The 19,547-nt window shown below is 70.8% G+C and carries 13 protein-coding genes and 1 tRNA gene; 3 read left to right on the forward strand and 11 right to left on the reverse strand.

Annotated elements, in window-relative coordinates; genetic code table 11:
- Positions 1 to 29: 29 nt before the first annotated feature.
- The 9 genes from prfA to BIU99_RS18035 form a co-directional block, all read right to left on the reverse strand.
- Positions 30 to 1,109 (reverse strand): peptide chain release factor 1, encoded by a 1,080-nt coding sequence (gene prfA / locus BIU99_RS17995; protein ID WP_071262434.1) that lies wholly within the window; start codon positions 1,107 to 1,109, stop codon positions 30 to 32.
- Between the two features lie 109 nt (positions 1,110 to 1,218).
- On the reverse strand, positions 1,219 to 3,414 hold the full coding sequence (rho, locus tag BIU99_RS18000; RefSeq protein ID WP_071262435.1) for a transcription termination factor Rho: 2,196 nt from the start codon (positions 3,412 to 3,414) through the stop codon (positions 1,219 to 1,221).
- A 232-nt stretch (positions 3,415 to 3,646) separates the two neighbouring features.
- Positions 3,647 to 4,603, reverse strand: coding sequence for a homoserine kinase (gene thrB, locus BIU99_RS18005; RefSeq protein WP_071262436.1), 957 nt, complete (start codon positions 4,601 to 4,603; stop codon positions 3,647 to 3,649).
- A gap of 65 nt (positions 4,604 to 4,668) precedes the next feature.
- Entirely contained in the window at positions 4,669 to 5,988 is a 1,320-nt protein-coding gene (locus BIU99_RS18010; RefSeq protein ID WP_071262437.1) for a homoserine dehydrogenase, read from the reverse strand.
- The gene (gene lysA, locus BIU99_RS18015) at positions 5,985 to 7,391 is read right to left on the reverse strand and encodes a diaminopimelate decarboxylase (RefSeq protein WP_071262438.1); all 1,407 of its coding nucleotides are present in this window, start codon (positions 7,389 to 7,391) and stop codon (positions 5,985 to 5,987) included. Before lysA ends, BIU99_RS18010 begins: the two co-directional genes overlap by 4 nt.
- 323 nt (positions 7,392 to 7,714) lie before the next feature.
- Entirely contained in the window at positions 7,715 to 8,482 is a 768-nt protein-coding gene (locus BIU99_RS18020; RefSeq protein WP_071262439.1) for a DUF2993 domain-containing protein, read from the reverse strand.
- 37 nt (positions 8,483 to 8,519) lie between these two features.
- Entirely contained in the window at positions 8,520 to 9,101 is a 582-nt protein-coding gene (locus BIU99_RS18025) for a hypothetical protein (protein WP_071262440.1), read from the reverse strand.
- Positions 9,102 to 9,219: 118 nt separating this feature from the next.
- Positions 9,220 to 10,890, reverse strand: a complete 1,671-nt coding sequence (locus tag BIU99_RS18030; RefSeq protein WP_064295369.1) for an arginine--tRNA ligase — start codon at positions 10,888 to 10,890, stop codon at positions 9,220 to 9,222.
- Positions 10,891 to 10,950: 60 nt separating this feature from the next.
- A complete protein-coding gene (locus tag BIU99_RS18035; protein ID WP_071262441.1) occupies positions 10,951 to 11,784 on the reverse strand; it encodes a transglutaminase family protein in 834 nt (277 codons plus the stop codon).
- 90 nt (positions 11,785 to 11,874) lie between these two features.
- On the opposite strand from BIU99_RS18035, the gene BIU99_RS18040 reads away from it, so the two are divergent.
- A tRNA-Arg gene (locus BIU99_RS18040) sits at positions 11,875 to 11,949 on the forward strand.
- A 55-nt stretch (positions 11,950 to 12,004) separates the two neighbouring features.
- The gene (locus tag BIU99_RS18045; protein ID WP_071262442.1) at positions 12,005 to 12,673 is read left to right on the forward strand and encodes a 4'-phosphopantetheinyl transferase superfamily protein; all 669 of its coding nucleotides are present in this window, start codon (positions 12,005 to 12,007) and stop codon (positions 12,671 to 12,673) included.
- A 6-nt stretch (positions 12,674 to 12,679) separates the two neighbouring features.
- Here BIU99_RS18045 and BIU99_RS18050 read toward each other — a convergent pair whose 3' ends face one another.
- Entirely contained in the window at positions 12,680 to 14,014 is a 1,335-nt protein-coding gene (locus BIU99_RS18050; protein ID WP_071262443.1) for a M1 family metallopeptidase, read from the reverse strand.
- Positions 14,014 to 18,018 carry a Pls/PosA family non-ribosomal peptide synthetase gene (locus BIU99_RS18055; protein ID WP_071262444.1) on the reverse strand — a complete coding sequence of 1,335 codons (4,005 nt, stop codon included), beginning with the start codon at positions 18,016 to 18,018 and terminating at the stop codon, positions 14,014 to 14,016. The genes BIU99_RS18050 and BIU99_RS18055 overlap by 1 nt, the downstream gene beginning before the upstream one ends.
- A 159-nt stretch (positions 18,019 to 18,177) precedes the next feature.
- On the opposite strand from BIU99_RS18055, the gene BIU99_RS18060 reads away from it, so the two are divergent.
- A complete protein-coding gene (locus BIU99_RS18060) occupies positions 18,178 to 19,521 on the forward strand; it encodes an aminotransferase class III-fold pyridoxal phosphate-dependent enzyme (RefSeq protein WP_371263826.1) in 1,344 nt (447 codons plus the stop codon).
- Positions 19,522 to 19,547 lie beyond the last annotated feature (26 nt).

A 19,547-nucleotide genomic window follows, 5' to 3' on the forward strand; every position in this document is an offset into this window, starting at 1 on the left:
GATGACGACCACGACTGCGCTCTCGAGTCCTAGTCCTGGTCGCCGATGTCGGCCAGGCGCGCTTCCTCGTCGGCGGTGATCGCCGATTCGATGATCGGCCCGAGCGCGCCGTTCATGACGCCGTCGAGGTTGTAGGCCTTGTACCCGGTCCGGTGGTCGGCGATGCGGTTCTCGGGGAAGTTGTAGGTGCGGATGCGCTCGGAGCGGTCCATGGTGCGGATCTGTGTCTTGCGGGCAGCGCTGTCGAGAGCGGCCTGCTCCTCCTGCTGACGCGCGAGGATTCGGGCGCGGAGCACGCGCATACCGGCCTCACGGTTCTGCAGCTGGCTCTTCTCGTTCTGCATCGACACCACGATGCCGGTCGGCAGGTGGGTGATGCGCACCGCGGAGTCCGTGGTGTTGACCGACTGACCGCCGGGGCCGCTCGACCGGTAGACGTCGATCTTCAGGTCGTTCTGGCTGATCTCGACCTCCTCCGGCTCATCGACCTCGGGGAAGACGAGGACTCCCGTCGTGGAGGTGTGGATGCGGCCCTGAGACTCGGTGGCAGGCACACGCTGCACGCGGTGCACGCCGCCCTCGTACTTGAGGTGCGCCCAGACCCCCTGCGACGGGTCGGTCGCGTTCGACTTGATCGCCACCTGGACGTCCTTGTAGCCGCCGAGGTCGCTCTCGGTGCGTTCGAGGAGCTCGGTCTTCCACCCCTTGGACTCCGCGTAGTGCAGGTACATCCGGAGCAGGTCGGCGGCGAAGAGCGCGCTCTCCGCGCCGCCCTCGCCACCCTTGATCTCCATGATGACATCGCGGCCGTCGTCGGGGTCGCGCGGGATGAGGAGACGGCGGAGCTTCTCCTGGTTGGTCACCAGCAGTTCTTCGAGCACCGGCACCTCCTCGGCGAACGCCTCGTCCTCCTTGGCGAGTTCGCGAGCGGCGTCGAGGTCCTCCTGCGTCGCCTGCCAGGTGTGGTAGGCCGCGATGATCTTCGACAGCTCGGCGTAGCGGCGGTTGATCTTCTTCGACCGCGCGGGGTCGGCGTGGACCGCCGGGTCGGCGAGCTGATCCTGGAGATCCTTGTGCTCGGCGACGAGCGTCTCAACTGATTCGAACATCGTTCTCTTCCTTCATCACCATCATGCGGCACCGGGGGCGAAACGGGACCGACCCCACCCGTTCCCGATGCCGGTGCGGCGCGGGTACGGATGGGGTCGGTCGGGACCGCTAGCGGTGGTTGTTCTCGTGTCCGTGGCTGTGCGAGGTCGGTGCGGGCATCGACTTCTGCATCTGGACGAGGAACTCCACGTTGGACGTGGTCTCCTTCAGCTTGCCGAGGACGACCTCGAGGGCCTGCTGCTGGTCGAGGCCGGCGAGGGCACGACGCAGCTTCCAGGTGACCTTGACCTCGTCGGGGGCGAGCAGCATCTCCTCGCGGCGGGTCGAGGACGCGTTGACGTCCACGGCCGGGAAGATCCGCTTGTCGGCGAGCTGGCGCGAGAGCCGGAGCTCCGAGTTGCCGGTGCCCTTGAACTCCTCGAAGATGACCTCGTCCATCTTGGAACCGGTCTCGACGAGCGCGGTCGCGAGGATCGTGAGGGATCCGCCGTTCTCGATGTTGCGAGCGGCACCGAAGAAGCGCTTCGGCGGGTACAGCGCCGCGGCGTCGACACCACCGGAGAGGATCCGACCCGAGGCGGGTGCGGCGAGGTTGTAGGCACGACCGAGACGCGTGATCGAGTCGAGCAGCACGACGACGTCGTGGCCGAGCTCGACGAGACGCTTGGCGCGCTCGATCGCGAGTTCGGCGACGGTCGTGTGGTCCTCGGCCGGACGGTCGAAGGTGGAGGCGATGACCTCACCCTTCACCGTGCGCTGCATGTCGGTGACCTCTTCGGGACGCTCGTCGACGAGCACGACCATGAGGTGGACCTCAGGGTTGTTGATCGAGATCGCGTTGGCGATCTGCTGCAGGACGATGGTCTTCCCGGCCTTCGGCGGGGCGACGATCAGGCCGCGCTGACCCTTGCCGATCGGTGCGACGAGATCGATGATGCGCTGCGTGAGCTTCGTCTGCTCCGTCTCGAGACGGAGGCGCTCCTGCGGGTACAGCGGGGTCAGCTTGCCGAACTCGACGCGGGCGCCGGCCTCGTCGACGGACAGGCCGTTGACGGAGTCGACCTTGACGATCGCGTTGTACTTCTGGCGGCTGCTGCTGTCGTTGTCGCGCGGCTGACGGATGGCCCCGACGACGGCGTCGCCCTTGCGCAGGTGGTACTTCTTCACCTGGCCGAGGGAGACGTAGACGTCGTTGGTGCCCGGGAGGTAGCCGGAGGTGCGCACGAAGGCGTAGTTGTCGAGGACGTCGAGGATGCCGGCGACCGGGATGAGGACGTCGTCCTCGGCGATCTCGGGCTCGACGTCGTCGTTCTGCACGCTACCGCGACGCTTGCGGTCGCGGTAGCGGCTGCGGCCGCCACGACCCTCGGACTCGTCGCCCGGTGCGCCCTGGTTGCCCTGGTTGCCGCGGTTCTGCCCCTGCTGCTCCTGCTTGGCGTCGGCCTTCTGGCCGGCATCGGCGTTCTGGTTGCCGTTGTTCTGGCCACCGTTGTTCTGGTTGCGCCCACGGCCGCGACCGCGACGTCCGCCGGACGACTGGCCGTCCTGCTGCTCGCCGTCCTGGGTGTCGTCGGCGTCCGTGTTCGCGGCGTCGTCGTTCGAGTCCTGCTCGGAGGCGTTCTGTGCGGCGCGGCGCTGCTCGCCGCCGGCCTGCTCGCCGGTGCCCTGCTCAGCCGTGTTCTGCTCGGCGTCGTCGGCGTTGCGGTCGCGATCGCGTCCGCGCCCACGGCGGTTGCCGCGCGAACGCCTGGGCGTCTGCTCGGGGGTCGTCTCGTCGGCGCTCTGCGACGCAGCGGTCGCGGCGGCGTCGTCGGACTGCTCGGCCGGAGCCGCGTCGGCCGGAGCGGACGGCGCCTCGGCCTCGACCGGGGCGGGTGCGGCAGCCGGCGCAGCCGGTGCCTCGACGACGGGGGCGCCGACGATCGGGGTCGCGTTCGGGGCGACGGTGGCCGTCGTGGCCCGGCGGGACTTGCGTCGCGCCGGCGGGGCCGCCTTCTCGGCACCGAAGGCCTGGTCGAGCGCGAGGTCGAGCTCAGGCAGCTTGGACTGCACCGGTGCCTCCGGCGCGACTTCGAGCGCGGAGACCGACTCGATGACGTCGGCGGTCTCGGTGGCCGCGGCGTCGGTGTCGGTGTCGGTGCTGTTCTGGATGGTCTGGATGGCTTCGACCAGCTCGCCCTTGCGGAGCTTCGAGGCTCCGGCCACTCCCAGAGCGGCGGCGAGACGCTGCAGGTCGGCGACCTTGAGCGTCTTCGGGTCGGCATCCAGCGAGACGCCTGAGGCGCCTTCGTTGACGTCTGTCACGTGTGTCTTCCTTCCCTTGCGTCGAGACAGAGCTGTCTCGCGCAGGCGGCGATCGCACCGGGATCCTGTGCGGCGGGTGGGTGATGTTCACACGACGCAGAGCCTGTGCGGATAGCCCGGTGCGACGACCCGGCGGAGCGCTGCTCAGCAGGATGGAAACACGGTGGGACCCGAACAGACGCGATCAATTGGTGCGAAAGCGATGATTGTGCGGAATTGCCCCGGAAGCCGGTTACGCCGAAGAGGCGGGGTGGGCCGGGTGCCCTCCCACTGTAGCACCCTTGAAGTCGACCGCGAGCATGAGCGACTGCCACGGGGTGGTGGCGTGCTCGGCGACCAGCGCGGTGGCTTCGAGGCGTCGTCCGGGATCGTCCGCGAGGACGAGGATCGACGGACCGGCGCCGGACACGACGGCGGCGAAGCCGTGCTCGCGCAGCAGCGTGATGAGGGTGTTCGTCTCGGGCATCGCTGCGGCGCGGTAGCTCTGGTGGAGCCGGTCCTCGGTGGCCGCGAGCAGGAGCTCGGGGCTCTGCGTGAGCGCGGCGACGAGGAGCGCCGAACGCGAGACGTTGAACGCCGCGTCGGCGTGCGGCACGTTGGCGGGCTGCAGGCTGCGGGCGAGTTCCGTGGACATCGTGTGCTCGGGGACGAGCACGAGCGGCGAGACCCCGCGGTGCACGATGAGCTTCTTGTGCTGTGGGCCGTCGTCCGTCGTCCACGCGATCGTCAGGCCGCCGAACAGCGCCGGAGCGACGTTGTCGGGGTGACCCTCCATCTCCGTCGCGAGCCGGAGGAGGTCGTCCGGACCGAGCTCGACCCGACCCTCGAGGAGCCCCTTCGCCGCCATGATGCCGGAGACGATCGCTGCGCCCGAGGAGCCGAGGCCGCGGCCGTGCGGGATGACGTTCCGCGCGACGACGTCGAGACCGGGGAGGTCGTGGCCGTAGGCACGCAGAGCGTGCGCGATCGCGGTGATCACGAGGTTCGAGGCGTCGGTCGGCACCTCGCCGGCGCCGACACCGATGACCTCCACGAACACGCCGGGCTCCTCGCGGACCGTGACGGTCAGCTCGTCGTACAGGGCGAGCGCCAGACCGAGCGTGTCGAAGCCGGGGCCGAGGTTGGCGGTGGTCGCCGGCACCTTCACGGTGACGGTGCGTCCGATCGCAAGCGGTTCGGTGTGACTCATAGGGATGCCTGCAATCTGGTGAGAGGTCGGCGAGCGACGCGGTCGGTGGTCGTGCGGTTCGGCACCTACTCGGCTCCTTCGACCCGGAGCACGGACACGACCCGCTCGACGTGGGCGTTCGAGGCGAGCTGCTCGACCGTGGCCGCGAGGGCCGATTCGAGCGCCCGGTGGGTGCCGATGACCAGGGTAGCGGTCGACAGCGTCCCATCCGAGGAGGCCACGGACTGCTGGAAGGTCTCGACCGAGACGCCGCCGTCGCTGAGGATCCCCGCGACCGCGGCGAGCACGCCGGGTTCGTCGGCCACCTCGAGGGTGACCTGGTATCGCGTCGTGACGCGGCCGATCTCGAGGACCGGCAGGTCGGCGTGCGTGGACTCGCCGACACCGGGGCCGCCGGCGACGTGACGACGGGCCGCGGAGACGAGGTCGCCGAGGACCGCGGAGGCGGTCTCCTTACCGCCGGCGCCAGCGCCGTAGAACATCAGGCTTCCGGCGTTCTCGGCCTCCACGAAGACGGCGTTGTTGCCGCCGTGCACGGCGGCCAGAGGGTGCTCGCGACCGATCAGCGCCGGGTAGACGCGGGCGGAGAGGCCCTCCTCGCCGGTCGTCTCATCGACGATCCGCTCCGCGATCGCGAGCAGCTTGATGACGTATCCCTCGCTGCGGGCGAGGTCGACCTGCGCCTTCGTGATCCCGGTGATGCCCTCACGGTGGACGGCCTCGACGGGGACGGTGGTGTGGAAGGCGAGACTCGCGAGGATGGTCGCCTTCTGCGCCGCGTCGTAGCCCTCGACGTCGAGGGTCGGGTCGGCCTCGAGGTACCCGAGCTCGCTCGCGACGGCTGCCGCGTCCTCCATCGTGTCGCCGAAGCGGTCCATCCGGTCGAGCATGTAGTTCGTGCTGCCGTTGACGATGCCGAGCACCCGGTTGATGCGGTCGCCCGCGAGGCTCTCCCGCAGGGGTCGGATGATCGGGATCGCCGCGGCGACGGCCGCCTCGTAGTACAGCTGGGCGCCGACCTGCTCAGCGGCGTCGAACAGTTCCGGGCCGTGCGTCGCGAGCAGCGCCTTGTTGGCGGTGACGATGTCGGCACCGGCGTTGATGGCCTGCAGGATGTGGCTGCGCGCCGGCTCGATGCCGCCGATGAGTTCGATCACGATGTCGGCGCTCAGGATGAGCTGCTCGGCATCGGTCGTGTACAGCTCCCTCGGCAGGTCGACGTCGCGAGGTGCGTCGACGTCGCGCACGGCGATGCCGATGAGCTCGAGGCTCGCTCCGGCACGGGACGCCAGTTCGTCGGCGTGCTCGAGCAGCAGACGCGCCACCTGCGAGCCCACCGATCCGGCGCCCAGCAGGGCGACCTTCAGTCCGCGGTATTCGATCATTCCGTGTCCAATCCCGCATCGCGGCTGAGGAGGTCGTGCTCGGTCTCGCCCCGCACGATGACGCGGGCCGCGCCACCCGACACGGCGACGACGGCCGGGCGACCGAGGTAGTTGTAGTTGCTCGCGAGGGACCAGCAGTAGGCCCCGGTCGCGGGGACGGCCAAGAGGTCGCCGTCGCGGACGTCGGCCGGCAGGTAGTCGGCGTTCACGACGATGTCGCCCGACTCGCAGTGCTTGCCGGCGATCCGGACGAGCGCAGGAGGCGCCTCACTCACGCGGTCGGCGATCCGGACCGTGTAGTCCGCGCCGTACAGCGACGGCCGGGCGTTGTCGCTCATCCCGCCGTCGACGCTGACGTAGCGGCGGACGGCCGTCTCGCCCTCGTCGTTCCAGGCGACCACGACGTCCTTGATCGTGCCGACCTCGTAGAGCGTGATGCCGGCGCCGCCGATGATCGCGCGTCCCGGTTCGAAGGCGAGCTTCGGGATCCGGACGCCGTGGAGGTCTGCCGCAGCCTGGACACCGGCGAGGATGTCCGCCGCGAGCTGCTCGATCGGCGTCGGGTCGTCGGCGCTGGTGTAGGCGATGCCGAAGCCGCCACCGAGGTTGAGCTCGGGCACGGGGCCGCCCTCGAGCAGGCGTGCGTGCACGGCGAGCAGGCGGGCGGCGGATTCGGCGAACCCGTCGGACCCGAAGATCTGCGAGCCGATGTGGCAGTGGAGTCCGAGGAAGTCGAGCGAGGCGTGCGACCGGATGCGCGCGACGGCGTCGGCGGTGTCCTCGAGCGGCAGCCCGAACTTCTGGTCCTCGTGGGCGGTCGCGAGGTACTCGTGCGTGTGGGCGTGGACGCCGCTGTTCACGCGCAGGCGCACCGACTGGACCCGGCCAGCGCGCTCGGCCGCCGCGGCGACGCGGTCGATCTCGGTGAGGCTGTCGAGCACGATCGCGCCGATCCCGACACCCACGGCTCGCTCGATCTCCGCGACCGACTTGTTGTTGCCGTGGAAGCCCAGCTGGGCCGGATCGGTTCCGGCGGCGAGTGCTACGGCGAGTTCTCCACCGCTGCAGATGTCGATACGGAGGCCCTCCGCCGTCATCCAGCGCGCGACCTCGGCCGAGAGGAACGCCTTCCCCGCGTAGTAGACGGCGACACTCGTGCCGCGGGCCGCCGCTTCACGCTCGAACGCCTCTCTCAGCGTGCGGGCGCGGGCCCGGGCGTCGTCCTCGTCGACGACGTAGAGGGGCGTGCCGAAGCGCTCCTGGAGCGTGCGGACGTCGACGCCGCCGAGCTGCAGGAGGCCGTCGGTGTCGCGGGCGGCCGAGGCCGGCCACACGGCCGGATCGAGCGCGTTCGGATCGACGGGCTCGGCGAGCCAGTCGGGGGCGAGGGGGTTTCTGGCCACGGGGGTGTCCTGAGTCCTGTTGAGCGGAAAAGGAGGTTCTCGTTGGGCGAGCGGACCCGGTTTGGCCCCTGAAGCACCGATTTGCAGAGCACCGATGAAGGTGGATGCGCACGACCCGGTGGTTGGTGATCCCGGTCGTCCGCACCCATCGCCGCTCGGTTGGAACGACTGTGGTGGAACACGGGCCCGAGGGCCCGACGGCACACCTCACCGCCCGGTCGGAGCAGTGGGTGTGTGGAAAGTCTAGCGAGACGCGCGTGACCGTGCAGCATCGTGACGTCGGGCGGCCCGCTCCCCTCCCCCGCCGGGTGGCGGGGTGAGGCTCAGTCGCAGCTGCCGAGCGTCTGCAGCGACGCCTCGTCGAGCCGGAGCGTCGTCGACGTCAGGGTGGCGGTCGCCGCCTCCGGCGTCACCGCGAGTCCATCGAGGTCGACCCCCTCGGGCAGGTACTGGGCGACGCAGATGCTCGGCGGGTCGCCCTGCAGGAAGCCGGTCACGAGCGCCCGCAGGTCGATGACGCCGAGGAGCCCGGTGTCGACGTTCACGGACGTCGGCATGAGGTTCACCCGGTCGGCCGTGGTGGTCGGCGCCACGGAGAAGTCGTACGGGATCGTGAACCCGAGGACGGTCGCCTCACCCGCGTACCCGATCTCGTCGGCGCCGAGGGTGAGCGTGCCAGGGAGCCCTGCCGTCTCGGCGAGGTCCGCCGCTCCGGCGGCATCGATCCTGATGGTCGCCACCACCCGACCGATGGTCTGCTCCGGGTCGAGGGGGACCCGGTCCGCGCTGACACGGAGATCCAGCGGGATGCCGTCGACGCTCGCGTCCGGTGCACGCAGGTCCACGTGCTCGAACGTTCCGGTGAGGTACTGGGCGATGACCGAGGCACCGCCGATCGACACGGAGACGTCCGCGTCGACGTCGTCGGGCAGGCTCTGCTCGATCTGCGTCGCGACGCGCTCCTCGGCGACGCCGCGCACGATCGTGTCGGCGATCAGGAACGCGCCGACGAGGACGACGAGCACCCCGACGACGATGACGATCGGAAGCCAGGGACGCCTGCGCTTGCCCGACGCTTGCTGCTCACTCATGTTCCGAGGGTAGCGAACCGTCGTCTCCGGGGCCGCGTCAGCAGACCTGGTCGAGCTCGACCTCCGGCATGTCGAGCACCCTGCCGCTGAATCGCTCCCAGTCGGCAGCCGAGGTGGGATACAAGGCCGCCAGCGTGAACCCTTCCAGCTCGGTGAGGTTCGAGTCCTCCAGGGAACTCTTCGTCAGGACGTCCGGCGAGATGAAGGCCGCACGAACCGGGTCACCGGGGATGACGAACGCCGGCGCGACCGTCTTCCCGCCCTCGCCCCGGACGACGACGGAGAGTGCCCCGTCGATCTGCAGCGTGCTCGTGCCCACCTCCTCGAGCTCGATCTCGAACGGCGCGCACTGCACCGGAGGCGAGACGATGTTCTGGAGGTAGTCCATGGTGCCGACGCTGCCGGCGTGCAGGCCGTCGGGGAACTGCAGGCGGATCGAGACGCCGGACCCTTCCGTTCCGAACGGTGCGAACGCGCGGAGGTCCACGGCCGACGCGGAGGTCGCGCTCGGCGCCGCGGTGCCGGGAACGCCCGAGCCCTGGCCGACACAGCCCGAGAGCGACAGGGCCGCCGCGATCACGACGACGACGAGGGACGGGCGGGACGTGAGGCTGCGCATCCTGTCACGCTACCGAAGGACTCACCGCTCGGACAGCGCACACCGGAGATCGGCGCGAGCGCAGGACCGTTCCCGAGGAACCGTCCTGCGCTCGCGCGGATCTCCTGCTGCGGGGACGCTACATGCGCTCCGGCGCGGAGACGCCGAGGAGCGCCAGCCCGTTGCGGATGACGGTGCCGGTCGCGTCGTTCAGCCAGAGACGCGTGCGGTGCAGGTCGGTGACCGGCTCCTCCCCCATCGGGACGACCCGGCAGCTGTCGTACCACTTGTGGTACAGGCTCGCGGTCTCCTCCAGGTGCCGGGCGACGCGGTGCGGCTCGCGCAGCTGTGCGGCCTGCGCGACGATCCGCGGGAACTCCTGGAGGACGCCGAGGAGCGCCGACTCCGTCTCGTGGACGAGCAGCTCCGGTGCGAAGGCGCTGCGGTCGACCCCGGCCGAGGCGGCGTTGCGCGCCACCGAGTTCGTGCGGGCGTGGGCGTACTGGACGTAGAAGACGGGGTTGTCGTTCGTCCGGCTGCGGAGCTGCTCCGGGTCGAGGGCCAACGGCGAATCGGCCGGATAGCGACCGAGCGAGTACCGCAGGGCGTCCGTCCCGATCCAGGCCTGCAGGTCGTCCAGCTCGATGATGTTGCCGGCCCGCTTGGAGAGCCGGGCGCCGTTCACGCTCACGAGCTGCCCGATGAGCACCTCGATGTCGCGGTCCGGGTCGTCTCCGGCCGCGCCCGCGAGCGCCTTCAGCCGGTGGACGTACCCGTGGTGATCGGCACCGAGCAGGTAGATCTTGTGCTGGAAGCCGCGGTCGCCCTTGTTCAGGTAGTACGCGGCGTCGGCGGCGAAATAGGTGTAGACGCCGTTGGATCGACGGATGACGCGGTTCTTGTCGTCGCCGAAGTCCGTCGTGCGCACCCAGACGGCGCCCTCCTCGTCGAACACGTGCCCCTGCTCGCGCAACCGGTCCACGGCCTGGTCGATGAGGCTCGTGCCGTCCTCGCCCGTCGCGTGCAGCGTGCGCTCGCTGAACCAGACGTCGAAGTGGACGTTGAAGCGCTCGAGGGAAGCGCGGATCTCACCGAGCTGCAGGGCGTAGGCGCGTTCCCGCGCGACCTCACGGGCGTCCGGACGCTCGAGGAGGTCGGGGATCTCGGCCAGTACGGTCTTCGCGAGGTCGCCGATGTACGCCCCGGGATAGCCGCCCTCCGGCGTCGGCTCCCCCTTGGCCGCGGCGAGGATCGAGTCCGCGAAGGTGTCCATCTGGTTGCCGGCGTCGTTGATGTAGTACTCGCTGACGAGCGTCGCGCCGGACGCGCTCAGGACACGGGCCAGCGAGTCGCCGAGCGCGGCCCAGCGCGTGTGGCCGATGTGGAGCGGGCCGGTCGGGTTGGCCGAGACGAACTCGATGTTGATGGTCTGACCGGCGAGGCTGTCGTTGCGACCGAACGCGTCACCGGCGTCGACGATCACCTTCGCGAGCGCACCCGCGGCAGCGGCGTCGAGGCGCACGTTGATGAACCCGGGACCCGCGACCTCGACCGAGGCGACACCGTCGACCTGCACGAGCGCGTCGGCGAACTCCTGCGCGAGTTCGCGCGGGTTCGCGCCCACCCGCTTCGCGAGCTTCATCGCGATGTTGCAGGCCCAGTCGCCGTGATCGCGATTCTTCGGCCGCTCCAGCACCACGTCGTCGACCGACACCGCGACCTCGTCGGTGATGCCCGCCGCCTCGCGTCGTCGTTCGACGATCGGAACGACGATGGCGTGCAGGGCGGAGGCGAGGTCTTCAGGAGTCACGAGGAGCGATTCTACCCGGGCGCGTCGCAGCAGCGACACGGCGGTCCTCGGGGGCGACCGTCAGGCGAGCACGACCGCCTGCGCCGGGTCGTCGGCGGGCAGGACGTCGATCAGGGCGTCGATCCGCATGTCTTCGACGGTCACGTTGCCGTGGTGGTTGCTCAACCAGGCAACGTCCGCGGCGTCGCGTCCGGTGGCGATGCGGACGAGCGACTGGCGCGGTGCCAGACCCGTCGCGTCGACCACATGCCAGGCGCCGTCGACGAAGCCCTCGGCCACCGCGTGGAAGTCCATGGGCACGAGACCCGGAGCGTAGACCGCGGCGTACCTGGCCGGGATGTCGAGCGCCCGCAGCATCGCGATGGTCAGGTGTGCGAAGTCCCGGCACACGCCACGCCCCGCGGCCAGGGTCGACACCGCACTGTCCGACACGGTCGTGGAGCCGGAGACGTAGGAGAGGTGTCGTCCGACCCAGGCCGCCACCCATGGAAGCACCTGCAGACCGCCGGAGACCGTGCCGTCCTCGTGCAGACGACGGTGCTCGAGCAGGTAACCGAGCTCGGAACGCGCGAGCGAGAACAGCGCGTCCGACTCGCAGTACCGGCTGGGACGGAGGTACGTCACGGTCTCCAAAGCGTCCACGGGACGCGGCACGGCCTGCCCGACGACCACTGCCTCGTAGTCGACCTGCAATCGGCCGGGCTCGGCGATGACCCGGTGGAGTCGTGTGTCGTCCGGACCCGCGATCTCGGTCACGGCGCACGGGCCGTCCGAGGAGTGCACCTGCAGTCGCTCGCTCGCCAGCGGGGTGCCGCCGGCTGCAGCGATGGAGAAGATGAGGTCGGCTCGATCGTGCACCCGCAGATCGAGCGACGCGGTCAGGGTGCGCTGCATGTCCTCATTGTTCCACGCGATGGGCGACACCGAGCCCGCACGCCTCCGGTACCGGCGTGGGTCCCGACTCTGGTAGCTTGGACGTGTTCCGCCTTCGTAGCTCAGCGGAAGAGCGCTTCCCTCCGGAGGAAGAAGTCGCTGGTTCGAATCCAGTCGAGGGCACCATCACCATCTCGCGAGGTCCTGCTTCGCATCGCTCCGACTCCGGGACGCGGGGGCCATGCACCGAGCCGATCCCCTGCCGCAGCCGACGGTCCGCCTCCTGCGCTGGGCCAGCGCCGTCGAGCTCGACCTCGCCGGCACGGCCGCCCTGCTGGACGCGCCCGCCCGAGACCGCCTCGACACCTCCTCCGCGACCTCGGCCCGGCGGTTCCTGTTCGGTCGTGCACTGCTCCTGCGCACCGTCGCGGAGACGATCGGTACCGACCCCGAGCGGATCGAGGTCACGGCGGTCTGCCCGGACTGCGGTCTCGCGCACGGACGACCACGGGTGCGCGCGGGAGGCCGGACCGTCCACGTGAGCGTCTCCCACACCGCCGACGCCTCAGCGGTGGCGGTGTCGACCGAGCACCCCGTCGGTGTCGACGTCGAACGGATCGACGCGGCCCGGTTCGCCGGCGTCGAGGACGTCGCGCTCACCCCCGCGGAACGGGAGCAGTGGCAGCGGCTGCCGGACCGACGACGCCTGCGGGCGCTCGCCGAGCGCTGGACGGCGAAGGAAGCCGTGACGAAAGCTCTCGGTACGGGCCTCACGACCGATCCCGCGACGATCGACCTCGGGCCGGATGCCGGACCGCGCGTCACCGAGACCGCCGGCCACCACTTCGTCATCGACCACCCGGAGCGTGCGCCGGGATTCGTCGTCGCGACGGCCCTCATGCTCCCCTGACCCGGTTCAGCCGACGGGGAACGGCGGGAGCGCCTCCTGGAAGAGCCACGCGTCGAGGAGCGGCTCGACCGGAGCCGGCGCATGTCGATCGGCCGTCCGGACGAAGTCGTCCGTCGACACGCTCGAGTGCCGGAAGGACGCCACCCAGTCACGCAGGAGGTCGAAGAAGGCCTCGTCGCCGAGCAGCCGGCGTACGGCGTGCAGGGCGATCGCGCCCCGCTTGTAGACCCGGTCGTCGAACATGTCCGCGGGTCCCGGATCGCCGACGACGAGGTCCTGCGGTGCACGTCGGAGCGCCGCGTAGTGCGCCCGGGCACAGGCGTCGGCGGTCTCAGCGCCCGACTCCTCCGACCACAGCCACTCGGCGTAGCAGGCGAAGCCCTCGTGCAACCAGATATCGCGCCAGGTGGCGATCGTCAGGCTGTTCCCGAACCACTGGTGGGCGAGCTCGTGCGCGATCAACCGCTCCGAACCGCTGACGCCGTCGACGTGGTTGCGGCCGAACACGCTCATCCCCTGCGCCTCGAGCGGGATCTCCAGCACGTCGTCCGTGACGACGACGCCGTAGCTGCCGAAGGGGTAGGGCCCGAAGGCGCGCTCGAAGCACGCCAGCATGTCGACCTGCTCGGCGAAGTCGTGTCGGAACCGCGCGGTGAGGTCGCGTGGCAGGTGTGCGACGACCGGCACCGTGCTCGTCGCGACCCGAGCGCTGACGGCGAGCCGCTGGTACCGGCCGATCTGCACCGTCGCGAGGTAGGCGGCCATCGGTTCGGGCTGCTCGTAGACCCATGTGGTCCGGCTCGCGCGGGCGACCCGCGAGACCAGCTCCCCGGGGGCGACGACCGTGTACGCCGACGACGCCGTGACACTGATCCGATAGGACGACTTGTCCGAGGGGTGGTCGTTGCAGGGGAACCAACTGGACGCACCGCACGGCTGGGACGCCACGATGACGCCGTCCTCGAGTTCCTCCCAGCCGATCTCGCCCCAGGGGCTGCGCACGGGACGGGGCGCACCCGAGTACCGGACGAGCACGGAGAACTCGGCGCCGGCCGCGATGGTGTTCCGGGGCGTCAGCGTGAGCTTGCCCGAGCCGTGCGTCCGCTTCGCGTCGGCCCCATCGACCTGGACACGGGTGACGCGCAGCGCGGCGAGGTCGAGCGAGAACCGTGTGAGCTCCTCCGTCGCGACGGCGGTGAGCCGAGCCGTGGCGGACAGGGCGTTGCGGTCGACGTCGTAGTCGAGCTCCAGCTCGTACCGGACGACGCGGTAGCCACGATTTCCGCTGGAGGGCGTGTAGGGGTCGCCTGCGCTCCGCAGACGGGCGAGAGCCTCCCCCATCAGGACGCGACCTGGGGCTCCCGGTACTCCGCCGTCGTCACCTCGCGCCACGGGCCGATCGGGTTGCCGCTCCACCGGGTGCCGGCCGGGACGCGTTCTCCGCGCATGACGAGCGAGGCCGGTCCGACCGTCGCGTCGTCGTCGATCCGCGCCCCGGGGAGGATGACGCTGTGCGGCCCGAGCGTGGCGCCCGATGCGAGTTCGACCTGATCCATACTCATGATTCGATCATGGAACAGGTGCGTTTGCACAACGCAGCCCCGGTTGACCGTCGCGCCGTCGCCGAGTCGGACGAGGTCGGCCTCCGGCAGCCAGTAGCTCTCGCACCAGACCCCACGACCGATGCGGGCGCCGAGCGAGCGCAACCACCAGGTGAGGGCGGGGGTGCCGGTGGCGGGTGCCGCGAACCAGGGCGCCGCGACCATCTCGACGAAGGTGTCGGACACCTCGTTGCGCCAGATGAACGAGGACCAGAGCGGGTGCTCCCCCGTGCGGATCGGTCCGACGATCACCCACTTGGCGACGGTCGTGATCCCCGCCGCGACCGCGCCGGCCGCCAGGAGCACGGCTCCGCTGACGGCGATCGCGACACCGAGACCCCAGGTGTCGGCGAACCAGGCGAGCGCGAGGAGCACCAGGAGCGCGATGCCGGTCGTCACCATGACGGGGACGATGCGGCAGAGCTCCCACAGCGCGCGGGCGATCCGGAGCCGGAGCGGCGGGTCGTAGGTCCGGTCGAGATCGGCGTCGGACACCTGCCGCCGGAGTCGCATCGGCGGGCTCCCGAGCCAGGACGAGCCGGACTTGGCCTTCCGCGGTGCGGCCGACAGCACGGCGACGAGGCCGTTCTTCGGCACGTGCATGCCGGGGCCCGCCATGCCGGAGTTGCCGAGGAAGGCGCGCTTGCCGACGGACGCACCGGCGATCCGCATCCACCCGCCACCGAGCTCGTAGGAGGCCACCATCGTGTCGTCCGCGAGGAACGCGCCGTCGCCGACGGTCGTCATCCGCGGGAGGAGGAGGACCGTCGAGGCCTCCACGTTGCGTCCGACCTTCGCCCCGAGCAGACGGAGCCAGACGGGCGTGAACAGGCTCGCGTACAGGGGGAAGAGGAGGGTGCGCGCGGCGTCCAGGAGCCGCTCCGTTGCCCACACCTGCCAACCGACCCGACTGCGTACCGGGAAGTAGCCCTCGCTGAGACCGAGGCCGAGCAGACGGACCAGGCCGATCGTGCTGATCGCCAGGACGACGAACCACACGAGGGTGGCGATGGGCACCCAGAGGAGCGCGCGCCAGGAGAAGTCGAGCAGGCTGGTCGCGCCCGACGCGCCCGCCGCCACGACCGCCGCCGCCAGCACGAAGGCGAGGAACGGCAGCACCGACAGCAGCGCCGATCCCGCGCCGTACGCGAACAGCCAGCGTCGGCGACGCGGGGGTCGCTCGGTCGGCCAGACCGGTTTCGCCTTGCCCACTCGGACGGCGGGCGACCCCGACCACAGGTGTCCGGAGGGGACGCGGCCGAAGACGGACGATCCCGGGGCGATCTCCGCACGCTTGCCGATCCGGGTGCCGGCGAGCAGGGTGCTGCGAGCGCCGACCGTGCTCTCCGCGCCGATGTGGACGTGGCCGAGTCGGAGCGTGTCGCCGTCGACCCAGTAGCCGCGGAGGTCGACCTCGGGCTCGATCGATGCGCGCGCCCCGACGGTGAGGAACCCGGTGACGGGCGGCACGCTGTGGAGGTCCGCGTCGGCACCGATCTTCGCGCCGAGCGCCCTGGCGTAGCTCGAGATCCACGGGGCACCGGCGAGACTCACCGCGCCGACCGTGTCGGCGACGCGTTCGGCGAGCCAGAGCCGCACATGGACCGAGCCGCCGCGCGGGTAGTCGCCCGGGCGGACGCCGACGAGGAGGAGCTTCGCCGCGACGATGGAGATCGCCATGCGTCCGATCGGGGTGATGACCACGAGGAACCCGAGGGCGATCCACCACCAGGAGACCATGGGGAGGTACGGGACGTCCGCGACGAGGCCGAGGACCCGACTGCCGGCGAGCAGGTACACGAGCCACCGGAGTCCGACGAGGATGAGGAGCGGGACACCCAGGAGGGTCTGTGCCCACTGGGTCGCGAGCGGCGTCGGGAGCACGGGGTCCGCGACGGCCGCCCGACTGCGACGCTCGGGGCGTCGGCCGTCGAGTTCGGCGGCCATCGCGCCGAGTCGGGGGTGGCCGTAGATGTCGGCGACGGTGAACTCGGCATCGCGGGTGCGGATGAGCGAGACGAGCTGCGCGGCCGCCAGGCTCCCGCCGCCCAGGCTGAAGAAGTTGTCGCTCTCGGCCGTGACCCGGACCCCGAGGACGGCCGTCCACTGCTCGGCGAGCCACGCGGCGGTGCCCGACAGGGTCGAGGCGTCCTCCCCGTCGGCGGCGTCGAGCGGCCACGGCAGCGCGGCTCGGTCGACCTTGCCGGAGGTGCGGGTGGGCAGCTCGCCGACGACGGCGAGGAGCGGGACGAGCGGTGCCGGGAGCTGCTCATGGAGGGTGTCGAGCGCCCGCTCGAGGGAGAACCCGTCGCGGTCGGGCACTGCGAGGTACCCCACGAGGACGGCGTTCCCGGCGGCGGTGCGCTGGACGGCTGCTGCCGCACCCGAGACGCCCGGCAGCGCCTGCAGGGCGGCCTCGATCTCCCCGAGTTCCACGCGCCGACCGCCGATCTTGACCTGATCGTCCGCGCGCCCCTGGAACACGAGTCCTGCGGCCTCGTAGCGGACGAGGTCGCCGCTCCGGTACGCCCGCGACCACCCGATGCTCGGCATGGGCGCATACCGTTCGGCGTCCTTGGCTGGGTCGAGGTACCGGGCGAGTCCGACGCCGCCGATGATGAGTTCGCCGACGCCGCCCTCCTCGACCGGGACGCCCTCGGCGTCGACCACGGCGAGGTCCCAGCCGTCGAGCGGCAGTCCGATCCGCACGGGCTGCTCGCCGGTCAGCAGCGCGGCGCAGGCGACGACGGTGGCCTCGGTCGGTCCGTAGGTGTTCCAGACCTCTCGGCCGTCCACGGCCAGCCGGGCGGCGAGCTCCGGCGGGCAGGCCTCGCCGCCGAAGATGAGCATGCGGATGTTCTCGAGGGATTCGGCGGGCCACATCGCCGCCAGCGTGGGCACCGTCGACACGACGGTGATGCCCTTCGCGGTGAGCCAGGGTCCGAGGTCCATGCCGCTGCGGACGAGCGAGCGCGGCGCCGGGACCAGGCACGCGCCGTGTCCCCAGGCGAGCCACATCTCCTCGCAGGACGCGTCGAAGGCGACGGACAGGCCGGCCAGCACACGATCACCGGGGCCGAGCGGTTCCGCCTGGAGGAAGAGCCGCGCCTCGGCGTCGACGAACGCGGCGGCAGAGCGGTGCGAGACGGCGACGCCCTTCGGCGTGCCCGTCGAGCCGGAGGTGAAGATGATCCAGGAGTCGTCGCCCGGTCGCGGTGGTTCGAGGACCGGGATCGCCCGGGTGCCCGGGTGGGGTGCCGCACCCGTCGCGAGTTGCACCCGGTCGGGGTCGGCGGCGTCGTCGGCCGGGTCCTCCGTTCCGCGGCGCGAGCGCTCGAAGACACCGCCGTCGACCAGCACGCCGACGACGGCCGCCTCACCGAACACGAGTCGTGCCCGCTCCTCCGGGTCGTCGGCATCGACGGGGACGTAGGCCGCTCCGGTGAACAGGATCCCGAGGATCCCGAGGTAGAGGTCGCGGGTGCCCGAGGCGATCCGGACACCGACCCGGTCACCGCGGCGGACCCCGGCGGCGAACAGCCCGGCCGCGACCCGCTCGGCACTGAGGACGAGCTCGCGGTAGCTGAGCGCGCCCTCCGCGTCCTCGATCGCCGAGGCCTCGGGATGCGACTCGGCAACGTCACGGAGGACGTCGAGGAGGGTGCGTTCGGCCGGTGCGCGCACGCCACCGAGCAGCGTGGGCTGCCGCTCGATGAGGAGGGCGGTGCTGGTGTCGGCGTCCATACGCGATCCCCTGTCGTCCGGCTGTTCAGCGCCGCCAACGGTAGGCAGCGCGCATGGACGGTTGGTGAACACCAGTCAACCGCCAGATGTCGTGGAATCGTCGGCGACGCTCCGCCGACCCCCGGCATCCTCGGAGGACGCGCGCCTACCATGGCTTGCATGACCATCGACTACTCCGTGCCCCAGGAACGCCAGCTCGTGACCGCCATCCCCGGCCCCCGATCGCTCGCACTCACGGAACGGCGCCGCCGGGCGGTGTCGCGCGGTGCCGGCAACCTCGCGCCGGTGTGGATGGACCACGGCTCCGGCGGCATCCTCGTGGACGTCGACGGCAACCACATCATCGACCTCGGAACGGGCATCGGTGTGACGACCATCGGACACGCCAACCCCGACGTCGCCGCGGCAGCAGCTGAGCAGGCCACGAAGCTCACGCACACGCTCTTCACCGTGACGCCGTACGAGAACTACCTGCGCGTCGCGGAGAAGCTGTCCGAGATCACGCCGGGCGACTTCGAGAAGCGCTCCATCCTCCTGAACTCCGGTGCCGAGGCCGTCGAGAACGCGGTGAAGATCGCGAAGAAGTACACCGGACGTCGCGCGATCGTCGCCCTCGACCACGCCTTCCACGGACGCACGAACCTGACGATGGCGATGACCTACCGGCCGGCGCCCGAGCGCCTCGGGTTCGGCCCGTTCCCGGGTGAGATCTACAGTGTCCCGCTCTCCTACCCCTTCCGCGACGGGCTCGACGGACCGGCGGCTGCCGAAGTGACGATCGACTACATCGAACGGCACATCGGTGCGAGTGAGGTCGCCGCGTTCTTCGCCGAACCGGTCCTCGGCGACGGCGGCATCGTCATCCCCGCGCCCGGCTACTTCGCGCGCATCAGCGAATGGTGCACCGAGAACGGGATCGTGTTCGTCGCCGACGAGATCCAGGCCGGCATCGGACGCACCGGCGCCTGGTACTCGATCGAGCACCACGGTGTCGTACCCGATCTCATCACGAGCGCCAAGGGCATCGCCGGCGGCTTCCCGCTGTCGGCCGTGACCGGGCGCGCCGAGATCATGGACGCCGTCCAGCCCGGTGGTATCGGCGGCACCTTCGGCGGCAACCCGGTGTCCACGGCGGCCGCGCTCGCGACGTTCGAGGTCATCGAGCGCGAGGACCTGTTGGGCGAGGCCCGTCGGGTGGAGGCGACCCTGCGATCGCTCATGGGTGACTGGGCCGAGCGCTTCGACATCGTCGGCGAGGTCCGGATCATCGGTGCGATGGCCGGCGTCGAGTTCGTCGTCCCCGGCACGAAGCAACCGCACCCCACGGCACTGCAGACCGTCATCGACGCGGCGATCGCCCAGGGCGTGCTCGTGCTCGACGCCGGCTCCTGGGACTCGGTACTCCGACTCCTCCCGAGCGCGGTCATGTCCGACGAGCTCCTCCGCGACGCGGTGTCCGTCCTCGAAAACGCCCTGGGTCAGGTCGCCAGCGCGGTGCGCTGACGCGAGCGCGGGTCTCTGCGCGCTGG

The organism is Plantibacter sp. MMLR14_011 (assembly GCF_001865025.1).
Taxonomy (GTDB): domain Bacteria; phylum Actinomycetota; class Actinomycetes; order Actinomycetales; family Microbacteriaceae; genus Plantibacter; species Plantibacter flavus_A.

Excerpts from the sequence above, each read along its gene's own strand:
- prfA (WP_071262434.1), bottom strand. The coding sequence starts at position 1,109 with ATGTTCGAATCAGTTGAGACGCTCGTCGCCGAGCACAAGGATCTCCAG.
- thrB (WP_071262436.1), bottom strand. The coding sequence starts at position 4,603 with ATGAGTCACACCGAACCGCTTGCGATCGGACGCACCGTCACCGTGAAG.
- BIU99_RS18010 (WP_071262437.1), bottom strand. The coding sequence starts at position 5,988 with ATGATCGAATACCGCGGACTGAAGGTCGCCCTGCTGGGCGCCGGATCG.
- BIU99_RS18020 (WP_071262439.1), bottom strand. The coding sequence starts at position 8,482 with ATGAGTGAGCAGCAAGCGTCGGGCAAGCGCAGGCGTCCCTGGCTTCCG.
- BIU99_RS18025 (WP_071262440.1), bottom strand. The coding sequence starts at position 9,101 with ATGCGCAGCCTCACGTCCCGCCCGTCCCTCGTCGTCGTCGTGATCGCG.
- BIU99_RS18035 (WP_071262441.1), bottom strand. The coding sequence starts at position 11,784 with ATGCAGCGCACCCTGACCGCGTCGCTCGATCTGCGGGTGCACGATCGA.
- BIU99_RS18045 (WP_071262442.1), top strand. The coding sequence starts at position 12,005 with ATGCACCGAGCCGATCCCCTGCCGCAGCCGACGGTCCGCCTCCTGCGC.
- BIU99_RS18050 (WP_071262443.1), bottom strand. The coding sequence starts at position 14,014 with ATGGGGGAGGCTCTCGCCCGTCTGCGGAGCGCAGGCGACCCCTACACG.
- BIU99_RS18055 (WP_071262444.1), bottom strand. The coding sequence starts at position 18,018 with ATGGACGCCGACACCAGCACCGCCCTCCTCATCGAGCGGCAGCCCACG.
- BIU99_RS18060 (WP_371263826.1), top strand. The coding sequence starts at position 18,178 with ATGACCATCGACTACTCCGTGCCCCAGGAACGCCAGCTCGTGACCGCC.